We start from the raw sequence: 25,840 nt of genomic DNA, 5'->3' as shown, positions 1-25,840 counted from the left end.
CCTTTAAAAAAGAAGTTTCACTTTAGTTTCTTCATTTATTTGAAAGCAACCCTATATAAAATTCACCAATTTCAAGCCTCATACAATTCTAAAGGCAAGCCATCAGGATCTTGGAAAAAGACAAATTTTTTATCCGTAATTTCATCCATACGTATCGCTTCAGTCTCCACACCGCATTGTTTTAAATGGTTTACAGCTTCTTCTATATTTGTAACAGCAAATGCTAAATGTCTAAGTCCAGCTGCTTCTGGAAAACTTGGGCGCTCAGGTGGACTAGGAAATGAAAATAATTCAATTTGATACTCTTCCCCTACACATAAATCTAACTTATAAGAATCTCGTTCTTTTCTATATACTTCATTTATCGCTTTAAAACCTAATATCCGAGTATAAAAATCCTTTGACAGTTCATAATTCGAACAAATAATTGCAACGTGGTGCACTCTACATATATTCATGCTCTCTCTATTCCTTTCTTTACCAAAGATGCATATTCTCCCTTGAAATGAAAAACATATATAGCAGAATATCTCTTTTAGGGGGCTTACTATGAAATTTATTACTTTTTTCGTGGGACTTATCGTTGTTTTCTTCCTTGCTTATATTGCTAGCAACAATAAGAAACATATTAAATTTAAACCAATTTTTATCATGCTTATTATACAATTAATTTTAACCTATTTATTATTAAATACAGAAATTGGTCTCATACTTATTACGGTAATTTCTAGCCTGTTTACGAGGCTACTTGAGTATGCTGCCAGTGGTATAAACTTTGTATTTGGCGGTCTTGCAAATAAAGGGGAAATGCCATTTTTCCTTAACGTATTATTACCGATTGTCTTTATCTCCGTCTTAATTGGTATATTACAACATTTCAAAATACTACCATTCTTTATTCGTTGGATTGGTTTCTTTCTTAGTAAAATAAACGGTCTTGGGAAATTAGAATCTTACAACGCCATCGCTTCCGCTATTGTCGGCCAATCAGAAGTTTTTATTACGGTTAAAAAACAATTAGCCCAAATTCCAAAACATCGACTATATACACTTTGCGCCTCTGCTATGTCAACAGTATCTATGTCCATTGTCGGTGCCTATATGACAATGATTGAACCAAAATATGTAGTAACCGCACTCGTTCTCAATTTATTTAGTGGTTTTATTATCGTACTCATTATTAACCCTTACGACGTTAACGATGATGAAGACATTTTGGTAATAAAAGGGGGAAAACAAAGTTTCTTTGAAATGCTTGGAGAATACATTCTTGATGGTTTTCGTGTAGCAATTGTCGTCGGTGCTATGCTCATTGGATTCGTCGCATTAATGAGTTGCATTAATGACCTATTCCTCATTATATTCGGCATTACTTTCCAACAATTAATAGGCTATGTATTCGCCCCTATTGCATTTCTTATCGGCGTACCAAGTTCTGAAATTGTCACAGCGGGTAGCATTATGGCAACAAAGCTTGTAACAAATGAATTTGTAGCAATGATGGATCTTAGTAAAATTTCCAGCACTCTCTCTATCCGTACAGTTGGTATTATTTCTGTCTTCCTCGTTTCTTTTGCCAACTTTTCTTCCATTGGAATTATTTCCGGTGCGGTAAAAGGGTTAAACGAAGAACAAGGAAATGTTGTTGCCCGCTTCGGCCTAAAATTACTATACGGCGCTACTCTTGTTAGTATTTTATCTGCGATTATTGTAAGTATTATGCTTTAATTAGGTAAAATTTTATCATTTTCTTATCCCTGTCTTTTGTATACAATAACGAATAGATGTCTTATAAATAATCAATACATCTATTTTTTATACATGTACAATACCTTTTATTTAGCGTAAAATATTTTTTATGTGTTTTAATACGCTTCTAAATGTATACACTTTGATTGTTTTAAAGGAGAAAAAATGATGAAATCCGACATTAACAACGAAACTCGAGCCAAAAAAGGACGCTCAAAGAAAAAGCGCCTACTTTGGTTCATTCTTATTCCCTTACTTATTGTAGCAATGGGAGCAGGAGGCTATTCCTTCCATATATACAGTAAAGCAAAATCCGTCTTAAGCAACGCTTATTCTGAACTCGGCCGAGGAGATAAATCCAGCAAACGTGAAAAAGCTGTTAAACCTATGACTGATAATATTTCTGTCCTGATCATGGGTGTTGATGAAAGTGATATCAGGGAAAAAGGTTACGGAAAAGCGACTCGTACAGATGCATTACTACTTGCAACAATTAATAAAAATGATAAATCTGTTAAACTAGTCAGCATTCCACGTGATTCACGCGTCTTCATTAAATCACGTGATAAATATGATAAAATTACACATGCACATGTATTTGGTGGTGTAGACAGCACAATTGATACAGTAGAAAAATTTTTAGATGTACCAGTTGATTACTATGTAAAATTTAATTTCAAATCCTTTATCAAGATTGTTGATTCTCTAGGTGGTATAACTGTCGACGTTCCAGTTGAGTTCACAGAACAAAATAGTAGCGACGAAGCAGATGCAATTCACCTAAAAAAAGGGCGTCAACATTTAAATGGAGAAGAAGCACTTGCACTAGCTAGAACGCGTCATATTGATAGTGATTATATGCGTGGTCAACGACAACAACTTGTTTTAGAGGCTATTGCTGAAAAAGCCCTATCTCTCAATTCCATTAATAAAATCGGAAGCCTATTAGATGCTGTCGATACAGACTTAAAAACAAATTTAACTTTTGATGATATGATGACTATTGCAAAAAATTCAATGGATTCAAATTTAAAAATGGATAAATTGCAAGTGGAAGGTACTGATAAATATATAGGTGGTATTTATTATTACGTTCCAAACGAAAAGAGTGTTAATGATATATCGACAACACTTCAAGAACATCTCGGTGTTACGAATAAAAATGAGCATAAAAAATTATAATAAAAAGGCTGCTAGATTTTTCTAAGCAGCTTTTTATTATAATTTTCAACATATTTCTCATGCATATTGTGACAAAAAGAGACAATTATTACAGCAGTGTAACATTTTTTATGAAAACATTACACACGTAGTGAAAATAATAGTATACTAGGACGTACATAATGTTATTTTCATCATTTTTATACAAAAAATGTAATACATATATTTATAAAAATTTTTCTGGGGGGAAATAAATGAAGCTAAGCAAAATACTGATTGGTTCCGCTATTGCTGGTGGCATATTACTTTGTGTTGGCGGTATTGGTGGATATCAATATGTATCCAAATTAAATAATCAACTAAATACAACTGCACTACCAAACACTACATTTGAAGGTATTTCTCTTGATGGAAAAAATAAAGCAGATATTCAAGCCCTTGTTAATCAAAAGATGAATGAATTAAATCAAAAATCTCTTAACTACGTATTCCAAAATGATAAGCAAAATTACACGTGGAAAGATTTAGGAGTAGATTATAAAGAGAAGGATATTGTCGACAATATCTTTAAAGAACAAGAAGGGAACGTAATGAATCGTTACAACATGCGTAAGCAAGCTGAAAACGGTGAAGTAAAACGTGACTATAAATTAACACCACAATTAAATACAACAACTTATGAAACCTTTATAAAGGATAAATATAATGAAACATTAAAAAATCCTGTCAACGCCGAATTAAGTGTTGAAGGCTCTACAGTAAATATTAGCCAAAGTCAAAATGGAGAAAAAATTGATAAAGGAAAATTAACCGATTTAACAAGCGCAGCTATTACTTCTGGCGCACCCGATGTTGTATTACCAGTTACACTAATAAAACCTGAACGTTCTACAGAAGATATACAACAAATGGGGATTAAAGAAGTGATTGCTGAATATTCTACCCCAATGGCTGGCCGTAATGGAAATCAATCCTATAACGTAAATAAGTCAGCTAATACGTTAAGTGGAGTTATTGTAGCACCTGATGAAACGTTTAGTTTTAATGGCCGTGTTGGCGTAACTGATGCTGCACATGGTTATAAATCCGCAGCAGTATATTCACAAGGTAAAGTTATACAAAGTGCAGGCGGAGGCGTTTGCCAAGTAAGTAGTACTTTATACAGCGCAGCTTTAAGGGCAGATTTAGGAATTGTTTCTCGAAGCAATCATTCTATGCCCGTAAATTATTTACCACTTGGGCAGGATGCAGCAGTGGCAGATTATGGTCCGGATTTAAAATTTAAAAACAATACAGGTAAGCATATTTACATTCAAGCATTTTCAAATGGCGGTAGTATTACTACACGTATTTTCGGTACAAATACTGGTAAAAATGTTGAAGTTTCTTCTCAAGTAATTAGTAATACTGGTGATAAAATAACAGCGGTTACGTATAAAAAAGTAACACAAAACGGTGAAGTACTCTCAAATGGACAAATTTCAAAAAGCGTATATAAAAGTGCCCCAAAACAATGAGATAATATCAAACGGACAAATTTCAAAAAGCGTATACAAAAAGGCGTGATCTACTCACGCCTTTTTCTTTTGCAATAATAGTAAAAAAATTTCCAGATGATCTTTCGTTTCTTCTAAAGACCACACACGATTGCCTTGCTTCGCAGCTAATACGCACGCTTCTTCCCACGCGTTCTTTTTCTTCATATTTACTAATTCATCGCGTAATTTCAAAACAATCTCTTCGTCCTCTTGCTCTATAAACTCTTCCATTACGCTTACTATTTCATCCTCATGAATACTTAACGTACAGTACGATTTAAGAAAGTATTGTAATGTTGGATACATATATACTCCCCCCTTTATTTATCTGATGGATAAGAAGTAATAATCTTAAATCCTAGATTTCCTGATTTATCTCTCGCTAAAACAGTAACAGTCTTTACTAGTTTGTCTTTTACATTCATATTTTTCTTTATTACTGTTTTTCCAACTGGGAATGAATGAGTTGTATTCAATACAAGACGAGCCTCTTTAGAGTTTTTCAACCAATCCTGAATTTCTTTATCATGTTGTTTTAAACTATCTTTCACAGCCTTTGTCGCTGTTTCCTTATCATAGTATGTACTTGCCGCTGAAACTTTATCTGTCTTCAAACGATTCTTCAAATCCTCTTCTGATTTGCCTACATGCCTTTCAATCGTATGACCATTTTTAGGTGGCCCTTCCATTTCATCTAAAATATTATCACTAATTTTTTCTACTGATGTAGAATGATCCTCTTTTGGTTTTTCTGTTTTTTGTTCTTTTCCTGCACATCCACTTAAAATCAGCATTAGTGCCAATAAACTACTCAAGAAAAGACTACTTAATCGTTTCATCGTATCACCTCTTCCATGATTATTATCGTAACTCCACTAAAAGTCAATTTCACAAAGAAAAAATGTATACAGTTTTAAAATCCTCATTCATTTTGCTATATTTTCCACCCCCCTTTCATCAAATCACTGTTTTTCGCCCTTTTTAAAATATACCCCCATGTTTTTATAATTATTTCCCAGATGAAAACACCAATCAAAACACTCCATAAACCCTTTAAATACAGGATTTATGGAGTGTTTTTTAAACAAACTAAATATACCCCTACTTTCATATACCCAATACCTATATAAGGTATACAAATCCCTTTCTATCAACTGTTTTCTACATTATGTAAATTTGCACTTGCCTATACAATGTAAATATGGTGTAATGCAAAAAAAGATAAAGGATTTTAAAGAATGGCTGAAACAATTCAAAACTTCTTAACAGACTATTATTCAATCGCAATTCCACTTAGTATCTTAATCAACATCATCATCAGTCTTTTAGGTTTTATCCCTAGTATTTTTTTGACCGTCATTAATATACAGCTCTTCGGTGTAACAAATGGCACAATCATTTCGATCGCAGGTGAGGCATTAGGGGCTATTATCTCGTTTTATATTTATCGTATAGGCCTTCAAAAGTTCACTCACGATAAAGTAAATACGTATCCAAAGGTAGAACGCCTTCTTTACGTAGAAGGCAGAGAGGCATTTCTACTCGTCCTATCTTTTCGTTTTATTCCTTTCATTCCGTCCAGTATCGTTACTTTATTTGCAGCTCTAGGCAAAATGTCATTACTCTCTTTCAGTATTGCCAGCACAATAGGGAAAATACCGGCTTTATTGATTGAAGTATATTCTGCATATCATGTCATTAACGGAACAAATGAAGCGAAATGGATTATTACAATCGCAGGTTGTGTTGGATTATTTTATTTGTGGAAAAAATGGAAAAAAAATAAAGAAGGAGCATAGGCTCCTTCTTTATTTTTGAGGTATTTTATTAATAACTATCCCTTAAAGCCTTAGTTTACACCAACAGCACTAAATGATTGCTTAACTGCTGCTACTTCTGCAGAGCTAGCACCATATAAATCAGCTGCAGCTTGTACTGCACCAGCACGTGCTTGACTAAATGTAGTAGATTGCGTGAAATACTGTGTATTTGCACGGTAGTAAATCGCACCTAATTTATCTTTACCGATACCAGTTACAGTTACACCAGAATGCGTACCACCATTTGCTAATAAATAAGCTTGTTTGTTAATAATACCACTGTTTGTATGAACGCCACCGTTATCACTTGAACCAGTGTAACGCTTAGAATAATGGTCTGGGTCACCATATTTCGCTGGATCACTCATAGAACGAAGTGCATCTCCCGCCTGACCAGGTGTATAAATATCTTCACCAATCTCCCAATCTGGGTTACGGTTATCATAGAATTCTACTAAAGTACCAAAAATATCAGAAATTGCTTCATTTAACGCTCCTGATTCATTTTGATAAATTAAATCCGAGCTATTTTCCGTAACAGCATGTGTTAATTCATGGCCAATTACATCAATGCCACCAGATAATGAAGTGAATGTTACACCATCACCATCTCCGTATACCATTTGTGAGCCGTTCCAGAATGCATTATTATACTTACTTCCGTAATGAACTGTTGATTTTAATGGTGCTCCTGCATCATTAATAGAGTTTCTGTTAAATGTAGCTTTATAGTAATCATATGTTTTACCTGCATAGTAATGAGCATCTACTGCCGCTGCATCATACGCTGCATTGAAAACATTATCTGCATCTGCCCATAATGTTCCTGGTAATGTTGAGCGGTTTTTCGCATCATATGTGAAAATTGTTGCTCCGCGCGTATTATCTTGTAAATAGTAAGATGATCCAGATAACGTTGTATTAAGCGATTTCGTATCTCCTAATACACCTTTACCAGTTCCCACTTTATTCGTTCCTGTTACAGGCTTTACAACCGCTTTCGCTTCCTGTTTAGGAGCATCTTGCTTAACTGGTGACTTATCATCATTCGTTACATGATCAAGTTTATTATATTTATTTAACACTTTACCGCTTTCCGCTTCAATGAAATAGTAATAGTTTCCTGGATTGGGCTCTAAGAAGTTTAAATTCACAACGTATGCATATGTCGTTTCTTCACCATTTTGATATACATATAAATCCGCTTTTGGATCCACTTCGTATTTAGGTGTTACTCCTAAATCTTGTTGCGCAATTTCAATTGCTTTTGCGCCTTCAATCTTATTTTTGTTTTTTAACTTTTCCTTCTTGTCTAAATCAGGCGCAACTGTTCCAGACAATACTTTTAAAGAACCATCTTTACTTACGTGAGCTACTTGAGTAGACCCCCATACAGGTACTCCCTCGTAAACTTGTTGCATACGTACTACTGTTGAATCAGTTACAGCATCTTTTTTCACTTGTTTCACTTTGAAAGAATCTTGCGCACTCTTTTCCCCTAGCTTATAATCACCTTTTGCTGCGTTTAAGTAATCAAACACCACAGATTCCGCTTTCTTACCAGTCGCTCCAGTTAGATCACCAGAAATAAACTCAGGTGACTGTACCGTCTCATTGTACTTCTTAGTAGAGAGTACATTTTTAGAATCCGCAAATGCAGAGCCTGTCCCTCCGAACGTAGTAACTGCCATTCCTGTCGCTAACACTAACGCTAAACTCTTTCTTTTCATATAACCTTCCCCCTAATAAAAAATTTTTGAAAAGAGTAGTTTCATATTAGCATTATGTTTTCACTATTAATATACTAAAAATTCAATTAATTTCTTTCTCAAGTGTTGTAGAATTTTGAGGAACAAATATTGAAAAAAACCCTTTCCGTTGGGAAAGGGTTTTTTTTATAAATTAATTTGTTCAACTGTTTTAGCTTCTTGCCCTAGAGTATCCGGCTTCCAAGCATACTGAATATCCAATACTACAGCTGCAATTGCCATAACCACAAATGTTCCTGCAATTAACTTTTTCATACTATCCCTCCTCTTTACTCTTCTAATAAAGTAATCGCTAATTTATAATAGCGATTACTTTCTTTAAAATCTGAGCATTCTTCTAAGTATTCAGCTAGTTCTAAGTATACTTTCTTTAAATCTTTTATATTTTCCTCTGTTTTAAAGAAAGGAACTACTTCTGTTTCTAGAAATTTTTTATAGAGGTCTCTTTCTTCAAAATATTTATATCTTAAATTTAACAATAAATATAACATCCCTTTGTATCTATCATCTTTCCTTGCAGCAAGGATACCTTTTTCAATCCATTCAGCCGCTTCCTCAAGTTCTCCTAATTGAATACACTGTAATGAGAGCTCATACATGGCATCAATATAATTCATATCCTCTTCTTTTTTATACTTTAAGCATTCTATATAATACTCTTTCGCCTTGGCATAATTTTTTTGTCGGTAGTATAGATAACCAATATTATTTAAAGCAATAGAAAGAATATTATCTTTATCAGCAAAAGAAGTTGCTTCTCTTATGATATGATTATAGATTTCCATAGCTTCATTATATTGTTTTTTTCTAGTATAACTAAACGCAATTAAAAACTTACAATTAATTATATTTCTAAATTTATATTCACTTTTAAAACCTTCTAATGCCACATTAGCAAAATATAATGTCATATGGTCTATTTCCATCTGACTATATGTCAATGCCAAATTATAATATATTCCTGTTTCATAATATCCTAACTCTTTCGCCATCGATTCCGTCTTTAACAGATATTCTAATGCTTGCGTATATTTGTACTGCACAGAATATAATAATGCCTTATTATACGTATATAACATCTTCTGAAAAGGCGAGTATTTCTTATACACTTTCTTCAATCCGTCCAATTCTTCTTCAACAGCAGGGAGATCCCGCTTCATCATTAAATAACGTGTATACAGCAGTTTATAATAATTTATAATTTCAAAATCCAACACATGCTTCATTTCACCTTGCAACTCTTCGTATATGCGCTCTACTTGTTGCTTGTCCAAATGAACTAATGCATTCAACCACTCGTCCAACTTCACTTTCACATCTTCTTCTACATCTCTCAAATCCGTCACAGCAATTTCTAGTCTTGTGCAGAGCAATTGTAGAATTTCTTCTGATGCTTCAATCTTTCCATTTTCGATCTTACTTAAGTATGAGACAGAACAAATGCCCTGACATAATTCTTCTTGTGTCATTTTTTGCTGTAGCCGTTTATAAAAAACTTGCTTGCCTATTTTTTCTAATGTTTGTTGCATTGTCCTCCTCCATTCTCATTACCCCACTACTCTAATAATACATAAAATCTAGAGAAATATAAATTGATAAATGTAAATTTTCTAAAAAATATGCATTATTTCATTTTTTTCTCTCTTGACTTCAATCCCCTATTACTTCTTTGCTACGAAAGGGGAAAAATTGGTATACTATAATCAAATTACGGAGGTGTTTTCGCAATGAATCATTATAAAGACGATAGTTACGCCTTACATACAGATTTATATCAAATCAACATGGCTTATACATATTGGAAAGATGGTATTCATACTCGCCGTTCTGTTTTTGATCTATACTTTCGAAAGCTTCCATTCGAAAACGGCTATGCTGTTTTTGCTGGTCTTGAAAAAATTGTAGAGTACATAGAAAATTTCAGCTTTACCGAAAGTGACATCGCTTATTTAGCAGAGCTGCAATTTGAAGAAGACTTCCTTCATTATTTACAAAACATGAAATTTACTGGCACGATTCGTAGTATGCAAGAAGGCGAAGTTGTTTTTAATAACGAACCATTATTACGTGTTGATGCACCGCTTGGCGAGGCACAAATAATTGAAACCGCCCTCTTAAATATTGTAAATTACCAAACATTAATTGCTACAAAAGCTGCACGTATGAAGCATGCTGCAAATAATGATGAGCTTTTAGAGTTCGGTACAAGACGAGCTCATGAGTTTGATGCTGCCCTTTGGGGAACACGAGCTGCCTTTATTGGTGGTTTTTCATCTACAAGTAACGTTCGCGCAGGGAAACGATTTGGCATCCCTGTAGCTGGCACACATGCCCATTCTTTCGTTCAAGCATATCGCGATGAATATGTTGCATTTAAAAAATATGCTGAAACACATAAAAAATGTGTATTTCTTGTCGATACATACGACACATTAAAATCTGGTGTTCCAAATGCGATTCGTGTTGCAAAAGAGTTCGGGGATCGTATCGATTTTTATGGCATTCGCCTTGATAGTGGTGATATGGCATATTTATCAAAGGAGGCCAGAAAACAACTTGATGCAGCTGGATTTACAAACACAAAAATTATCGCTTCTAGCGATTTAGATGAATATACGATTATGCACTTGAAATCTCAAGGGGCAAAAATTGATGTATGGGGTGTTGGTACAAAGCTGATTACATCCTTTGAGCAGCCAGCATTAGGGGCTGTTTATAAACTAGTCGCTATTGAAGATACTGACGGAAAATTAAATGATACGATTAAGATTTCATCTAATCCTGAAAAAATTACAACCCCAGGACTTAAACGAGTTTATCGTATTATTAACCGTGTTAACGATCATGCAGAGGGCGATTATATTGCTTTAGAGTCAGAAGAACCCGGAAAAGAAGAGCGTTTAAAAATGTTTCATCCAGTTCATACATATATAAGTAAATTCGTAACAAGCTTTGAAGCACGCGAACTACATCAAGATATTTTCATTAACGGTAAAAGAGCGTATGAATTACCTAATATATTAGATATTCAAAAGTATAATGAACGCAGCCTCTCACTATTTTGGGAAGAGTATATGCGAACTTTAAACCCAGAAGAGTACCCTGTCGATTTAAGCCAAGAATGTTGGGATCATAAAATGAATTATATTCAAACTGTTCGAGAACAGGTTGAAAAAAACATACAAAAATAAAGTGAAGTTTTAATCAGTGGGGTTTTGTCCCTCCCCCACTTCTCCATTTTTCAATACTATATGGATATTTGTAAAAAATATATTAAAATAATAGGAAGAATATTATATTTTTTGTAAATTTATATATTAAATTATTTAAAAACAAAATAATATTTGATATTATTTTCTTGAGTCAATTTCAACAAAATAACCAATAAAAAAGAGGCCGCAATTGCGTCCTCTTTTTTATAAATCTTTTACTCGTAGTACACGCATTGCATTTAATACTGCAAGTAACGTCACACCAACATCTGAGAAGACTGCTTCCCACATTGTTGCAATACCAAAGGCGCCGAGTAATAACACTAACCCTTTTACCCCTAATGCAAATATAATATTTTGCCATACGATGCTACGTGTACGTTTTGCAATTTTTACTGCTGTCACAATTTTTGAAGGCTCATCAGTCATAATAACGATGTCAGCAGCTTCAATTGCTGCATCTGACCCTAAGCCGCCCATCGCAATACCAACGTCTGCCCTTGCTAGTACTGGCGTATCATTAATACCATCACCGACGAATGCAATCTTTTCTTTACCGCGTTTTGCTGCATCAATTTTTTCGATTTCTTCTACTTTTTGGTGTGGTAATAATTCGGCATGAACTTCATCTAAACCTAATTCTTTACCAACAGCTTCCCCGACTGATTTTGCATCACCAGTTAACATGACTGTCTTCTTAATACCTAGTTCTTTTAACTTTTGAATTGCTTGTTTTGAATCCTCTTTTACCTCATCAGAGATAACAATATACCCTGCATATTTACCATCTACAGCAACATGAACTAGTGTACCTACTGTATTCGGTTGCTTAAATTTAATGTTTTCTTTGCTCATTAATTTAGCATTACCTGCGAAAATTTCTTTTCCTTGTACTTTTACAACCGTACCATGACCAGAAATTTCACTATAGTCTTCAATAGCATTTTCATCGATTGATTTTCCATATGCATTTCGAATAGATTGTGCAATCGGATGATTTGAATATACTTCTGCAAATGCTGCATATTCTAATAGCTCTTCAGCTGTGATACCTTCACTAGGCTCCATCTTCGTAACTTTAAAGACACCTTTTGTTAATGTTCCTGTTTTATCAAAAACGATATATTTCACATCATTCAATGCTTCTAAATAGTTACTTCCTTTTACTAAAATACCACTTTTAGATGCCCCACCAATACCGCCAAAGAATCCAAGAGGAATCGATACAACGAGCGCACATGGACAAGAGATTACTAAGAACACTAAAGCTCTATAAATCCAATCGGAGAATGTAGCACCCTCTAAAATAAGTGGTGGAATAAATGCCATTATTGCTGCTGTTATAACTACAACAGGAGTATAATAACGTGCAAACTTTGTAATAAAGTTTTCTGTTGGCGCTTTTTTGCTACTTGCATTTTGTACTAAGTCTAAAATTTTCGATACAGTGGATTCACCAAACTCTTTTGTAACTTCGACAATTAATACACCATTTTGGTTTACAAAACCACTTAATACGTCATTACCAACTTCTACTTCCCTCGGTACAGACTCACCTGTTAACGCTGAAGTATCCATCATTGATGTTCCCTCAACTACTTTCCCGTCTAACGGTACTTTTTCACCTGGTTTTACGATAATATACTCACCAATTTGCACATCTTCTGGTGATACTTGTTTCGTTTCGTTTCCAACTTTCACATTCGCATAGTCAGGACGAATATCCATTAATGACGTAATTGATTTTCGAGAACGATTTACTGCAATACTTTGGAACAGTTCCCCTACTTGGTAAAATAGCATAACTGCTACCGCTTCTGGATATTGTTGAATCGCGAAAGCTCCTAAAGTTGCAATTGCCATTAAAAAGTTTTCATCGAACACTTGGCCGCGAGTTATGTTTCTTACCGCTCTCCAAACGATATCTCCACCTATTAATAAATAAGCAAGGACGAATAATGGAATTGTTATCATTTGCGGTAATCCGGCTAACGCAGCAATTCCTGTCAAAATTCCACCGACTACTAATCGTCCTATCATCTTTTTCACATTTCCATCACCATGATCATGGTCGTGTCCTTTTTCCTCTTCACGAACAACTTTTACATCAGGCTCTAACTTTTGAACAACATTTTTTATATTTTGTACAGTCGATTCAAGTTCTCGTTTATTTGCAACTTCTACTCGTAATTTCTTTGATACGAAATCAACAGTCGCTTCTGAAATTGTTGGCATTTCCTTTACCTTATTTTCAATCTTCATTGCACAATTTGCACAGTCTAAGCCTTCTAATACAAATACTTCTTTTACTGATTTTGTTTTTTGCTCTTCTTGCACTTTAATATGTGGCTCTAATTTTGTAACAAGTTGCTTCGCTTCCGTAACAACTTGATTTTCTTTATTTCGCGGTGTTTCTAAAAGCATCGTTTTTGTTGCAAAGTTTACGGAACAAGATGTTACCCCTTCTATATTCCCAACACCTTTTTCAATTTTCATTGCACAATTTGCACAATCTAAACCTTCTAGCATAAGTTTCTTTTTCACTAATGCTTCTGCCATCGTTCTCCCTCCTCGCTTTTTTATTCTTCCTCGTTTACGTGTTCAAACGCTTGCTCGAAGATATGAATTACGTGTTGATCAGCTAATGAGTAATAAACTACCTTTCCTTCTTTACGGTTCTTTACAAGCTTTGCTTGCTTTAATACACGAAGCTGATGTGAGATTGAAGATTGCGTCATTCCTAATAAATAAGCTAAATCACAAACACACATTTCAGCTTCAAATAATGCATGTAATATTCTCGTACGTGTACGGTCACCTAATACTTTAAATAATTCTGCTACTTTACTTAAACTTTCATCAGTCGGAATTGTTTGTTTTACTTGATCCACGATTTCCTCGTGAATTACCGTTTGAGAACATGCTTCCTGTTGCGTTTCTACTTTATTTTCAGCCATCACAGCTCACCTCTTTATTTGAACATATGAACAACTATTCATATGTCTTATACCTTTATTATATGAGCGTCCATTCATATGTGTCAATGAATTCTCATACATTTTTTAAAACATTTCGTTCATATTTCAAAATAAACATATAAATATTCTCCGCATCTATCATGCCCTTCATACAAAAAGGATGCACGAAAACTACCGTGCATCCCTTCTTATTTATCCCGCATTAACAGGCAGTAAGACTCCCACCTCAAAATGCAGCTGGAACAAAGAAGTTAGGTGGGAGATTAACTGCCCGTAAAAGCCCGATTGGTGAGGGCTAATAATCAGTGGGGGATGAAGCCCCCCACTGATTAAAGTTTCACTTTATTAACTTTCACTGCATCCACAATTAACGAAGCAAATCCTAATTTACCATCTTGATTTCTATGATCAAAACGTTTCGATCGATAAATAAATCCACCGTTCTCTTCCCAATCACTATAATGAAACTGGCCATTCTCATCACAGTATTCTAAAAGCTTTACTTGAAAACCTGCTGCTTCAAACATAGATATAATCGTTTTGTAGTTATGTACAATTTTATGACTTGCAGCTGGATGATCTAACGGGCCAGGTCCTCCCACTTGCACACCACGCTGATACTCTTCATTTTGGAAAAATGCATCCGGCACTGCACAGCGAATATATCCACTATCTTCTAAAAACTCATAACAAACTTTAGCTGCTTCTATACCTTCTTCATACGATAAATGCTCCCATACGTGCTCAGCCAAAATTACTGATAAAGAATTAGGCTGAAATTTATTAAGCCACGTTTCTCTTTTTAATAAATGTAATTCTTTTTCATTCGTATGTAACCACCCTGGGTTATTATTATATCCCTCTGCTCCAACGACAACTTTCGTCTCCATCTTTCCACCCCTTCTTATATTCCGACATAAAAATTCGACAACATAACATTGGTCTCCTTTATTTCCCCAAAAGAAAAAGCCTTGCGCGCTCCCTAGACGCACAAGGCTTACTAACTTTATATCCCTTTAATTAGCTTTTTCTAAACTATCTTGCGAACTTCCATCGTCTTTTAAATGACTATGTTTTTTCGAATAAACAAAGTATACAACCACTCCGATTGCTAACCAAACACCGAAGTATATCCATGTTTTTAACGGTAGATTTACCATTAAGAATAGACAGCTTGCAACTGAAATAATCGGTAAGATTGGTACAAGTGGTACCATAAATCCACGTTGTAATTTCGGATGCGTTTTACGAAGAATGATGACAGTTACACCAACCATCGCAAATGTTAATAACGCTCCAATATTCGCTAAATTCGACAATTCTTTTAAATCGATAAATCCGGCAATTAAAGCACTACCAATTCCTGTTAACCAAACTGAAAATGTTGGTGCTTCTGTCTTCTTGTTAATTTTCGCAAAAGATTTTGGCAATAAACCGTCACGGCTCATAGCGAAGAATACACGTGTCGTAGCGTAGATGTATGCGAAAATTACAGCCATAATACCAATTACAGCTCCAATAGCGATTACACCAGCCACTTTATCTTGTCCTACAACTTCTAATACATAGGCCATCGCTTCAGGTACATCTAATTCCTTATAAGAAACCATACCTGTCATAACGAGACAAACTACAACATAAATGATTGTACAAATGACTAATGAAGCAATAATACCAATCGGCAAATCACGTTGTGGATTTTTCACTTCTTCAGCAGAAGTTGCTAATGCATCAAATCCTAAGAAAGCGAAGAATACTGCTGCTCCTCCGGCAAAGACTCCACTTAAGCCATACGGTGCAAATGGTATCCAGTTTTCTGGTTTCACGTAGAATACACCAACTGCAATGAATAAAACAACAATACCAATTTTAATTAATACCATTATGTTATTCACACGCTTACTTTCTTTTGTACCTCGCGATAATAACCAAGTTATCACCAACGTAACGATAACTGCGGGTAAGTTCACCATACCACCTTGCGATGGAATCGTTAACAACGCTTTTGGAATTTCAAGTCCCAATCCACTCACTAAATTATTGAAATAACCTGTCCATCCGCCAGCTACTGCGGCAGTCGTTACGACATATACGGATAGCAATGTCCATCCCATTAAATGGGCAACAAACTCACCAATTGTTGCATATGAATATGTGTACACACTACCTGAAACAGGAAGTGCAGATGCAACCTCTGCATAACATAAAGCTGCAAATCCACAAACAATTGCTGCAATCATAAATGAAAAAATAACTGCTGGACCAGCATCTCTTGCTGCTACTAATCCAGTTAATACTAGAACTCCTGTACCAATTATCGCACCAATCCCTAGCATTGTTAGGTCAAATGCCCCTAGCGTTTTCGTCAAAGTTTTACTTTTACTTTCCCCTAACAATTGCGTAACGGATTTCTTTTTAAATAGGTTGGCCACGATGAATGCCCCCTTTTACCAAGAAGAGCTAAGAGGTATTATCTCTTAGCTCTTATCATGTTGTTTTATATATTGTTCGATTTTGTTTTGTATAATGCTTCTATTAGCAAGATACTGTTTCTGCTTCTAATAATTCTTTAGCACCCTTGTACTCTACACCGTGAGCTTCTGCAACTGCTTCGAATGTTACATAGCCTTCTAATGTATTAATACCTTTTAATAATGCAGTGTTGCCTAGGCAAGCTTCTTTGTAGCCTTTGTTAGCAATTTGTACTGCATATGGTACTGTTACGTTTGTTAATGCAAGAGTTGATGTACGTGGAACCGCACCTGGCATGTTTGCAACTGCATAATGAACAACGCCGTGTTTTTCATAAGTTGGGTTATCATGAGTTGTAATACGGTCAGTTGTTTCGAAAATACCACCTTGGTCAATCGCGATATCTACAACAACAGAACCTTGTTCCATTGATTTAATCATTTCTTCTGTTACAAGTTTTGGAGCCTTTGCACCTGGGATTAATACTGCACCGATTACAAGATCAGATTCTTTTACAGCTTCTGCAATATTGTAAGGATTAGACATTAAAGTTTTTACTTGGTTTCCGAAAATGTCATCTAATTGACGAAGACGTTCTGCACTTAAGTCGATGATTGTTACATCCGCACCTAGTCCAACTGCAATTTTAGCAGCATTTGTACCAGCTTGTCCACCACCGATAATTGTTACTTTACCACGTTTAACTCCTGGAACACCTGCAAGTAAAATACCTTTACCGCCTTTGTTTTTCTCAAGGAATTGCGCACCGATTTGTGCAGCCATACGACCAGCTACTTCACTCATAGGTGCAAGTAATGGTAAAGAACGGTTTTCTAATTGTACTGTTTCATATGCGATAGCAACAACTTTCTTTTCAATTAACGCTTTTGTTAATTCTGGTTCTGGAGCTAAGTGTAAGTATGTGAATAAGATTAAACCTTCGCTGAAGTGTTTGTATTCGCTTTCAACTGGTTCCTTAACTTTCATAACCATTTCCATGTTCCAAGCTTCTTCAGCCGTATCAACAATTTTCGCTCCCGCTTCAACATACTGAGCATCTGTGAAACCAGATCCTACACCTGCGTCCTTTTGAATGAATACTTCGTGATTGTTACGAACTAAATGTACAACACCTGCTGGTGTCATTGCCACACGGTTTTCGTTGTTTTTAATTTCTGCTGGTACCCCAATACGCATAATGAAATGCCCCCTTATAATTAACAGAAAAAAGGAATTCTTTTTTCTTTTTGTAATAATTAATAACTTATGTCCTTATTCTAGCATAACTTAAAAATTATGAAAACGCTAACATACCATTTTTTAAAAGTTTATATATTTAGAATAGTGTAAATATACGAAACATTGATTCCATTGGGTTATTTGTACCATCTCATTATCTATCACTCTATTTACATTATATCCATTCAAAACGCATAGTAATTATTTATTATTTGACAATAATGTAACAATGCAAAAAAACTAAGTAGTTACGTATACATATACACTTATTACTTTGTACAATACTTTAGAAATATATTCTTTCCATAAAAAAAACAGCTACTAGCATTTAGCCAGCAGCTGGATAGATCATAAATAACTTTGAAAATAGATCTTCTGTCGTCTCGGTAATTTTATCAAACATATCACTTTCACGATCTTCTTGCTCTTTTAACATCTTAATTGTTTCACGTGCGTCTTCAGGATAATCGGTAATGATACCATCCACGTTTAACTTATAATATGCCTTTAAACTTTCCATATCATTTACTGTCCATACGTAAATTGGCTTGTTTAGCTTCCTTGCTTCTTTTACTAATTTCTTATTTAACATGTATTCTTCTGCTACATAAAAATCAGCCTTCACATTCTTTAAGTTAGCTCTACTCGCATACAGTATGTATCCTACTTTTATATTTGGATTTGCACGTTTAAACTCTTTAATAAGCGGATAGTGTAACGTTTGAATGACACATTGCTTCTCAAATTCATTATCTTTAATCGCTTTTAATACTTTGTTTACGAAATCTTTTTCGCCACCATGGAGCTTCACTTCAATATTAAGTTTGATTTTTCCTTTTGCCAGCTTAATGATCTCATCAAGTGTACTTATTTGTCCTGAAAACCCATCTTGACTAAGGGTAAGCTGTCTTAACTCCTCCATCGTTAAATCTGACACGTGAACATTAGCATTCGCAAGACGTTTTAGCTTCAAATCATGTATAACTGCTAGTTCACCGTCTTTTGTTTGCAGTACATCAATTTCAGCGTAGTCTGCTTTGGCATCAATAGCCCCCTGCAGAGCTTCTTTCGTATTCTCTACACCTTTTGAAATATAACCACGATGAGCCATAATAATTGGTTCTTTATATGAATTTGAAATAAACGTTACAATGAAGGCAACGACCATTCCGGCAGTAATAATTCCTACAATATATACACCAATAAATTTCCAACGATGTTTTTGGAAGAAACATTTATCTGCTTTTGTTTTCGAATAATCTAATCCTTCTTCTAATAAAACATCTTCAACCGGAACCTTTTGTAAATACAATCGTGTTATTGCCATAATATAAAATGGCGTCACGATAAAACTAAATAAATACAATGTACTCGTTAAAAATACAGACATTGTTGATTCTGCTAATAATGCAAATGTTCCCTGTGGATTTGTAAATTCATACATGCCCCATAGACACAATAAATACATTCCAAAAAATACCCCGTACACAATCCCTATTGAAATAAAAAATCCTACTAAAAAGAATAGTACTTTAAAAAAACTTTCTTTTACTAACGTTGCACTTTTACGTGCTGCTGTGCGAAACGGCTTTTGCTCTAAAACAACAATAGGTAGAACAAAAATCCAGCGAAGGTTCAAATACGCAACTACAGCAAAGAACGTGTAATAACCAACTTGTCCCATCGTTGTCTTAAACAGTTCTCCTGTAATAAAGTTAGGAATTTGAATTTGCGGAATTAATGCCGTTTCATATCCAAGATTTAAAAGAGGTAACAATACGACAGCATATAAAATAAATCCTGGTAAGCAATATGTGAAAAGAGTAGGTAAATACGTTACGGTTTTATATAAAATCGGACGTAATTTCACCTTTTGTCTTTTATGAGCGAAGTACGAAATGATAATAAGCACCGCAAATTCCGTAAAGATAAGAAACAGTGCTAACAATGATAAAATTACGATTGCCAAAATGCCGTATGGTGTCTTTAAAAACGCTAATAATTCATCATTCGTCGCATTTGCATAACCACCAAAATACAATAACTTATTAAAAATGATCCCAAATAGCGGGACAAATACAATCGCTGCTAATAATTTATAAGCAAGTTGAAAGGTTAATACATTCCAAAAAGCAAATCTAACTGTTTGAAAGGAATGTCCCATTACCCCTGGTATAGATAGTCTTTTACGGTGTTGCATATATTCCTCCACATTCTAAAACGATATTTGAGATGGATTCCATATTTCCATTTCCAACCCATCTTTTTAATAATAATATATTCCACTTAACATGAACACTCTTATACATACAATGAAAAAGTGATGGCTACTTGCCATCACTTTTTCATTTACTCTATTTTTTCTCTAACCCTTGACCAAATGCTTTCAAGAAGCTAAAACCGAATGTAATTGCTCTATTGATATCTGGATCTTTTAACACTTTAAAGAAATCCATCACTTTTGTTTTTTTACCACTATTTAATTCCTCTGTTGCAAATTGTAATCCAGTGACTAAACTAGATGTTATTTGTTTCGTTATTTCTGGGTCCACTGAAGATAATGCCTCTCCTGCCCCCATCATATTGTTTAATGCGTTTTTTACTGGTTCACGATTCAATTGTTCAACAGCTATTTTGGAAACATCTTCTTTTGCAGCAAGTAAACTAATTGCTGCATCTAAAATTCCTGCTTTTTGCAACTGCGCTAATAGCCGCATCGTCTCTTCTACTGCTTCTCTATTCTCAGCTAGATCATTTAACAACTCATCTGTTACTTGCTGTTTTTTTTCTTCTTCTGTTACAATCTTCTTTTTAATTAAAGTAATCTCTTTTGCCATTATCTCCGCCCCCTAATTCTGGTCCACAAGTGATACGTATTGTTTTCTTTGCCACTTTCGCTCGATTTCAACACCATTTTGCGGATGACGTTTTTTATCTCTCGGGTTTGAAGATGGTAACGGACGATTTCCTTTTTCACGTAATACGCGCAGTTTCACCATTGTTTGTTTATAAGCTGGTGTACACGTATAAATGTCTGTTGCTGTTCCTGTTAAAATATTGATTGCCTCTTCATTTACTGTCGCATGCATCGGCAAATACAACTCATTTCCAGTTACACGATCTGTAACAAGCGCTTGTACTTTGATTTTTCCAAATGGTGATGCTAACTCTACAAGACCACCATCTTTCACATTGCGTTCTTTAGCAAGTTCAGGTGAAATTTCAACAAATACTTCAGACACTTTAGATAAAATACCAGCCGACTTATTCGTCATATTCCCTTCATGGAAATGCTCTAGCATACGGCCATTATTTAATAGTAAATCATACTCATCTGGTGCTATAACTGGCGGAACCCATTCATCTAGTGATAAACGTGCTAGTTTGTCTGGGAAGTTAAATCCATCTACATATAATAATGGCGTATCACTACCATCATGGCTACCCCAACATAAACTATTCCAGCCTTCTAGACGGTCGTACGTCGCTTGAGAGTATAACGGTGCAAGCGATGCAATTTCGTCCATAATTTCACTTGGACTTCCATAATTCCAGTCTCCGCCCAGTGCACGAGCTACTTTTTGTAAAATCCACCAATCTGGTTTTGAATCACCAAGCGGTTTCAATACTTCGTATAATCTTTGAATACGGCGCTCTGTATTCGTAAACGTTCCTTCTTTTTCTAAGCTTGGTGCTGCTGGTAAAATAACATCGGCGAAACGAGCTGTTTTCGATAAGAACATATCTTGAACAACAAGGAAGTCTAAATTCGCTAAAATATGTTGTACATGGTTGGCATTTGAATCTACTAAAGCCATTTCTTCTCCCATAACATACATACCACGTAGTTTTCCTTCTTCGGCCGCAAGTAACATTGCGATATTATTTAATCCCGGTTCTTTCGGAATGGTAGTACCGTATGCTTTTTCAAATTTCGCACGATGCACATCATCTGAAACAGCTTGGTAACCCGGAAGCCAGTTCGGTAATGTCGCCATATCACAAGCACCTTGTACGTTATTATGCCCGCGTAACGGATACGCACCGGCACCAGGACGACGGTAGTTACCTGTAACGAGAAGTAAATTTGAAATTGCTGCTGACGTTGTACTTCCTCCTGTATTTTGAGTTACACCCATTCCCCAAAGTACACAAGTACCATCTGCTTCATATACCATACGAGCCATTTCTTTTAACTGAGCTTTAGAAATCCCTGTAATTCCCTCAGTATAATCAAGCGTATATTTTTCTAGCATTTTGCTATATTCATCAAAATTCTTTACATTTTCAGCTATGAACTTTTTATCGTGCCAATCTTGATCAATAATGTATTTCGTTATCCCAGCAAGCCATACATAATCCGTCCCTTGACTCGGGTGAACAAATATATCAGCACGCTCCGCCATTTCATGTTTACGAAGGTCTGCGACAATTAGTTTTTGTTCATGTAATTTATGAGCACGCTTCACTCTAGTTGCAAGTACAGGATGTCCTTCTGTTGGATTTGCCCCAACAATAATAACAAGACCTGCCTCAGCAATATCTTTCACTGTTCCAGCATCTCCGCCCATACCGACAGTTTTAAATAAACCGTCTGTTGCTGGAGATTGGCAATAACGGGAACAGTTATCTACATTATTTGTTCCATATATTTGACGAGCTAGTTTTTGCATAAGATAGTTTTCTTCATTTGTTACTTTCGAAGAAGAAATAAACCCAAACGCATCGCTACCATACTCTGATTTAATATGTTGCATATTAGATGCAACAACTTCAAGAGCCTCTTCCCATGAAGCCTCAACAAACATATCCCCTTGGCGAATTAACGGCTTTGTAATACGCTCTTCACTGTTCACAAAGTCCCATCCGAATTTTCCTTTTACACATGTGGAAATACCATTAACCGGTGCATCTGAAACAGGTTGCACTTTTAAAATTTGACGACCTTTCGTCCATACTTCAAATGAACAACCTACACCACAAAATGTACAAACTGTTTTTGTCTTATTAATTTTCGTCTTACGCATCGCGGACTCTACTTCTGAAACTGCTAAAATACTGCTATATCCAGGCTCTACATCTTTTACAAAATCAATCATTGGATTTAGCACATCTGGTTTTAAACCAGTCATAAATCCAGCTTCTCCTAGCATCGTTTTTTCCATTAATGCATTACAAGGACAAACTGTTACACATTGCCCACAGCTAACACAAGACGAGTCATTTATACTCACACCATTGTCCCAAATAACACGTGGACGGTCTAAACTCCAATCAATCGATAAAGTTTCATTTACTTGTAAATTTTGGCATACTTCTACACACTGCCCACAAGCAATACATTGATTTGGATCGTATCGATAGAATGGATGCGACGTATCCACTTCGCATGCACTTACTTTCGGTTCATATGGATATTTCTGTTCTTCAATCTCCATCATATGTACTGTATTATGGACTTTACAGTTACCATTATTGTTATCACATACTGTACAATACAATAAATGATTCTCTAATATTCGATCCATCGCTTCAGTTTGTGCTTCCTTTGCACGTTCCGATTGCCTCTCAATATGCATGCCATCTTCCAACTTCGTCGAACAGGCACGTAGTAAACTTCCATTCACTTCTACAATACATGTATCACAAGTTTGAATAGGATCTACCTCTGGTACATGACAAATTTGAGGATGTTCTAAATTACTTTCGTTAAACAATTGGAGTATCGTCTTTTCACCTGATACGAAAAATTCTTTACCATCAACGGTTACACGGACTGTCTGTTCTGTCATAGTTTCCCCTCTCCTTACAACTAACTGTACAACACAATTATGAATCCGTTTTCATAATTGTGTTGTACATATTTTTGAAGCGCCCTGTTGAAATACTTTCCTTTGGAAGTCGATTCTAGATGTTATAAGGTATAACTACGAAAGCTTGAAAATGTCGCTATTCTACAAATCTATTATATCGTACATATACAATAATAACCAAAATAATCTGCCATCTTCTTGTTAGTAGATGCTTTTGTTTTTTCGATGTTTTATGATAAATATGGGGAAAAATACATATAAAGGGGAATTTAATATGGGGCCTATTCAAGAAACATATACAATTGTACGTTATCAATCTGGTACATTTTCAAAACAAACCGATGAGGTTGTTACGGAATCTCCCATTACAATTAAATTAAATAGCGAAGAATACGTAACAGTTGTATGCACTCCTAATTACATTGAAGATATGGTAACCGGTTTTTTAATTTCTGAAGGAATTATTTCTTCTTATAAAGATATTGAAGAATTATGGATCCAAAAAGAAAACGGAATTGTCCATGTAAAATCATCAAAAATTAATCCGCTCTATCAAACTTTATATAATAAAAGGTACGTAACTTCTTGTTGCGGGAAAAGTAGACAAGGTTTTGTTTTCGTCAACGATGCAGCAAAAGCAAAAAAGTTACATGATATACATATAACTATTACTCCGGAAGAATGTTTTCACCTAATGACTTCCTTACAACAATCTTCAACTACATTTCGCCAAACGGGTGGTGTGCATAATACCGCTTTATGTGATCGAAATAACATTCTTTTATCAAGAATGGATATCGGAAGACATAATGCGCTAGATAAAATATACGGTCATTGTTTACGAAACAATATCTCTGTTCAAGGGAAAATCATTGCGTTTAGCGGACGCATCTCATCTGAAATTTTGTTAAAGGTTTCAAAAATAGGTTGCGAAATTGTTCTATCTAAATCAGCTCCAACTAAACTAGCTCTGCAACTCGCCCACGATTTAGGTATTACCGTAGTAGGATTTATTCGAAATGGATCTTGCAATATTTATACACATCCGGAACGAATCGATGGCTACAAAATAAACGATTGAATACGTAAAAGAAAGTGAAAATTTAATCAGTGGAGGGTTTTTCCCTCCTCACTGATTATTAGCCCAACTAATCGGGCTTTTACGGGCAATCTGACTCCCACGAATAGTTGGATAAAAATGACTCCTTTACAAAGCGGAAATTTTAGTTATAAAAATGTAACATATTAAAACCTTGAATAGTTAATAAAGTTAATATATAATTTCATTACATAAAGTGAAACTATAATCAGTGGGGCTTTTACGGGCAGCCCGACTCCCACCTAACTTCTTTGCTCCAGCCGAATTTCGAGGTAGGAGTTTTACTGCCCACAAATAGCGGGATAAATAAAATGAAAACATAGTAGCATAATCTTTTCATTCTTTTACAAATTAAGAAAGAATAGTCACAGAATACATTTAACTAAACTTAATCTTACAAAGTTAATGAATTAAATTTGAATCAATCTAGGAGGTTACAACTATGGAAATTCGCTTATTAACAACAGAGGACGCAGAAATTTATTTGAAAGTTTGTATGGAAGGTTTAACGAAAAACCCTGAGGCTTTTAGCTCTTCTTATGAAGATGTTCTTAAACATGAAAACCCTGTCGCTGCTATGGCAAAGCGATTAAGCAATCCGGATAAGTATACTCTAGGTGTCTTCAAAGATAATGATTTAGTCGGTATTGCTACTCTAGAAACAAAGCCATTTATTAAGCAAGAGCATAAGGCAAAAATCGGCTCCGTTTTTGTTTCTCCAAAAGCGCGTGGTCTCGGTGCAGGACGAGCTTTAATTAAAGCGATTATTGAAAATGCCGATAAATTACATGTAGAACAGCTCATGCTTGATGTTGTTGCTGATAACACTGCTGCAAAAAAATTATATGAGTCCCTCGGCTTCCAAACTTACGGCGTGCAAGAACGGTCCTTAAAACATAATGGCCAATATTGGGACGAAGAGCATATGGTTTTATTCTTAAATAATTAACATTTAAATATAATTTTTCAAAAGCATCTTCTTATTAATTA

The 25,840-nt window shown here is 35.1% G+C and carries 22 protein-coding genes; 7 read left to right on the top strand and 15 right to left on the bottom strand.

The window, feature by feature from the left end; genetic code table 11:
* Positions 1–71: 71 nt before the first annotated feature.
* The gene (gloA2, locus tag NSQ69_RS03190; protein ID WP_001017670.1) at positions 72–458 is read right to left on the bottom strand and encodes an SMU1112c/YaeR family gloxylase I-like metalloprotein; all 387 of its coding nucleotides are present in this window, start codon (positions 456–458) and stop codon (positions 72–74) included.
* A 91-nt stretch (positions 459–549) separates the two neighbouring features.
* Between gloA2 and NSQ69_RS03185 the strand changes: the two genes are divergently transcribed.
* The 3 genes from NSQ69_RS03185 to NSQ69_RS03175 all read left to right on the top strand — a co-directional run bounded on the left by NSQ69_RS03185 (position 550) and on the right by NSQ69_RS03175 (position 4,427).
* Positions 550–1,728: a NupC/NupG family nucleoside CNT transporter gene (locus NSQ69_RS03185; RefSeq protein ID WP_002091009.1), complete on the top strand. Its 1,179-nt coding sequence runs from the start codon at positions 550–552 to the stop codon at positions 1,726–1,728.
* Positions 1,729–1,914: 186 nt separating this feature from the next.
* A complete protein-coding gene (locus NSQ69_RS03180; protein WP_002029713.1) occupies positions 1,915–2,931 on the top strand; it encodes an LCP family glycopolymer transferase in 1,017 nt (338 codons plus the stop codon).
* A gap of 233 nt (positions 2,932–3,164) precedes the next feature.
* Positions 3,165–4,427 carry a VanW family protein gene (locus NSQ69_RS03175; protein WP_002125159.1) on the top strand — a complete coding sequence of 421 codons (1,263 nt, stop codon included), beginning with the start codon at positions 3,165–3,167 and terminating at the stop codon, positions 4,425–4,427.
* Positions 4,428–4,481: 54 nt separating this feature from the next.
* On the opposite strand, the gene NSQ69_RS03170 is transcribed toward NSQ69_RS03175, so the two are convergent.
* Both NSQ69_RS03170 and NSQ69_RS03165 read right to left on the bottom strand, forming a co-directional pair.
* The gene (locus NSQ69_RS03170; protein ID WP_002091014.1) at positions 4,482–4,754 is read right to left on the bottom strand and encodes a hypothetical protein; all 273 of its coding nucleotides are present in this window, start codon (positions 4,752–4,754) and stop codon (positions 4,482–4,484) included.
* A gap of 14 nt (positions 4,755–4,768) precedes the next feature.
* The gene (locus NSQ69_RS03165; protein WP_002125157.1) at positions 4,769–5,287 is read right to left on the bottom strand and encodes an RNase A-like domain-containing lipoprotein; all 519 of its coding nucleotides are present in this window, start codon (positions 5,285–5,287) and stop codon (positions 4,769–4,771) included.
* Positions 5,288–5,686: 399 nt separating this feature from the next.
* Between NSQ69_RS03165 and NSQ69_RS03160 the strand changes: the two genes are divergently transcribed.
* Positions 5,687–6,247 carry a TVP38/TMEM64 family protein gene (locus tag NSQ69_RS03160; RefSeq protein ID WP_002169182.1) on the top strand — a complete coding sequence of 187 codons (561 nt, stop codon included), beginning with the start codon at positions 5,687–5,689 and terminating at the stop codon, positions 6,245–6,247.
* A 50-nt stretch (positions 6,248–6,297) separates the two neighbouring features.
* On the opposite strand, the gene NSQ69_RS03155 is transcribed toward NSQ69_RS03160, so the two are convergent.
* From NSQ69_RS03155 to NSQ69_RS03145, 3 genes are all read right to left on the bottom strand, one after another.
* On the bottom strand, positions 6,298–7,998 hold the full coding sequence (locus NSQ69_RS03155; protein ID WP_002186923.1) for a M4 family metallopeptidase: 1,701 nt from the start codon (positions 7,996–7,998) through the stop codon (positions 6,298–6,300).
* Between the two features lie 165 nt (positions 7,999–8,163).
* Complete coding sequence (locus NSQ69_RS03150; protein ID WP_000733136.1) at positions 8,164–8,292, bottom strand: NprX family peptide pheromone; 129 nt, start codon at positions 8,290–8,292, stop codon at positions 8,164–8,166.
* Between the two features lie 14 nt (positions 8,293–8,306).
* On the bottom strand, positions 8,307–9,566 hold the full coding sequence (locus tag NSQ69_RS03145) for a tetratricopeptide repeat protein (RefSeq protein ID WP_002010467.1): 1,260 nt from the start codon (positions 9,564–9,566) through the stop codon (positions 8,307–8,309).
* 198 nt (positions 9,567–9,764) lie between these two features.
* Here NSQ69_RS03145 and NSQ69_RS03140 point away from each other — a divergent pair, with 198 nt between their 5' ends.
* On the top strand, positions 9,765–11,228 hold the full coding sequence (locus tag NSQ69_RS03140) for a nicotinate phosphoribosyltransferase (protein ID WP_002169184.1): 1,464 nt from the start codon (positions 9,765–9,767) through the stop codon (positions 11,226–11,228).
* Between the two features lie 225 nt (positions 11,229–11,453).
* On the opposite strand, the gene NSQ69_RS03135 is transcribed toward NSQ69_RS03140, so the two are convergent.
* From NSQ69_RS03135 to fdhF, 9 genes are all read right to left on the bottom strand, one after another.
* A complete protein-coding gene (locus NSQ69_RS03135) occupies positions 11,454–13,808 on the bottom strand; it encodes a heavy metal translocating P-type ATPase (RefSeq protein WP_002186919.1) in 2,355 nt (784 codons plus the stop codon).
* A 20-nt stretch (positions 13,809–13,828) separates the two neighbouring features.
* On the bottom strand, positions 13,829–14,206 hold the full coding sequence (locus NSQ69_RS03130; RefSeq protein ID WP_002010461.1) for an ArsR/SmtB family transcription factor: 378 nt from the start codon (positions 14,204–14,206) through the stop codon (positions 13,829–13,831).
* A 350-nt stretch (positions 14,207–14,556) separates the two neighbouring features.
* A complete protein-coding gene (locus NSQ69_RS03125) occupies positions 14,557–15,117 on the bottom strand; it encodes a class I SAM-dependent methyltransferase (protein ID WP_002186918.1) in 561 nt (186 codons plus the stop codon).
* A gap of 126 nt (positions 15,118–15,243) precedes the next feature.
* Complete coding sequence (locus tag NSQ69_RS03120) at positions 15,244–16,659, bottom strand: amino acid permease (RefSeq protein WP_002063741.1); 1,416 nt, start codon at positions 16,657–16,659, stop codon at positions 15,244–15,246.
* Positions 16,660–16,762: 103 nt separating this feature from the next.
* Positions 16,763–17,896: an alanine dehydrogenase gene (gene ald / locus NSQ69_RS03115; protein WP_002010453.1), complete on the bottom strand. Its 1,134-nt coding sequence runs from the start codon at positions 17,894–17,896 to the stop codon at positions 16,763–16,765.
* A gap of 370 nt (positions 17,897–18,266) precedes the next feature.
* Complete coding sequence (locus NSQ69_RS03110) at positions 18,267–20,138, bottom strand: glycerophosphoryl diester phosphodiesterase membrane domain-containing protein (RefSeq protein WP_002169187.1); 1,872 nt, start codon at positions 20,136–20,138, stop codon at positions 18,267–18,269.
* The gene (locus NSQ69_RS03105) at positions 20,125–20,247 is read right to left on the bottom strand and encodes a hypothetical protein (RefSeq protein WP_265323977.1); all 123 of its coding nucleotides are present in this window, start codon (positions 20,245–20,247) and stop codon (positions 20,125–20,127) included. The genes NSQ69_RS03110 and NSQ69_RS03105 overlap by 14 nt, the downstream gene beginning before the upstream one ends.
* Positions 20,248–20,292: 45 nt before the next feature.
* Positions 20,293–20,775 carry a DUF1641 domain-containing protein gene (locus tag NSQ69_RS03100; RefSeq protein ID WP_002169188.1) on the bottom strand — a complete coding sequence of 161 codons (483 nt, stop codon included), beginning with the start codon at positions 20,773–20,775 and terminating at the stop codon, positions 20,293–20,295.
* 12 nt (positions 20,776–20,787) lie between these two features.
* On the bottom strand, positions 20,788–23,730 hold the full coding sequence (gene fdhF / locus NSQ69_RS03095) for a formate dehydrogenase subunit alpha (protein WP_341098926.1): 2,943 nt from the start codon (positions 23,728–23,730) through the stop codon (positions 20,788–20,790).
* 295 nt (positions 23,731–24,025) lie between these two features.
* On the opposite strand from fdhF, the gene fdhD reads away from it, so the two are divergent.
* Positions 24,026–24,832 carry a formate dehydrogenase accessory sulfurtransferase FdhD gene (gene fdhD, locus NSQ69_RS03090; protein WP_002125147.1) on the top strand — a complete coding sequence of 269 codons (807 nt, stop codon included), beginning with the start codon at positions 24,026–24,028 and terminating at the stop codon, positions 24,830–24,832.
* Between the two features lie 460 nt (positions 24,833–25,292).
* Entirely contained in the window at positions 25,293–25,799 is a 507-nt protein-coding gene (locus NSQ69_RS03085; protein ID WP_000405886.1) for a GNAT family N-acetyltransferase, read from the top strand.
* Positions 25,800–25,840: the final 41 nt, after the last annotated feature.

The organism is Bacillus sp. FSL R10-2201 (assembly GCF_038008665.1).
Lineage (GTDB): Bacteria > Bacillota > Bacilli > Bacillales > Bacillaceae_G > Bacillus_A > Bacillus_A mycoides.
Note: the sequence above shows the minus strand (reverse complement) of the source record. Positions and strands in the feature narration are given on the sequence as shown.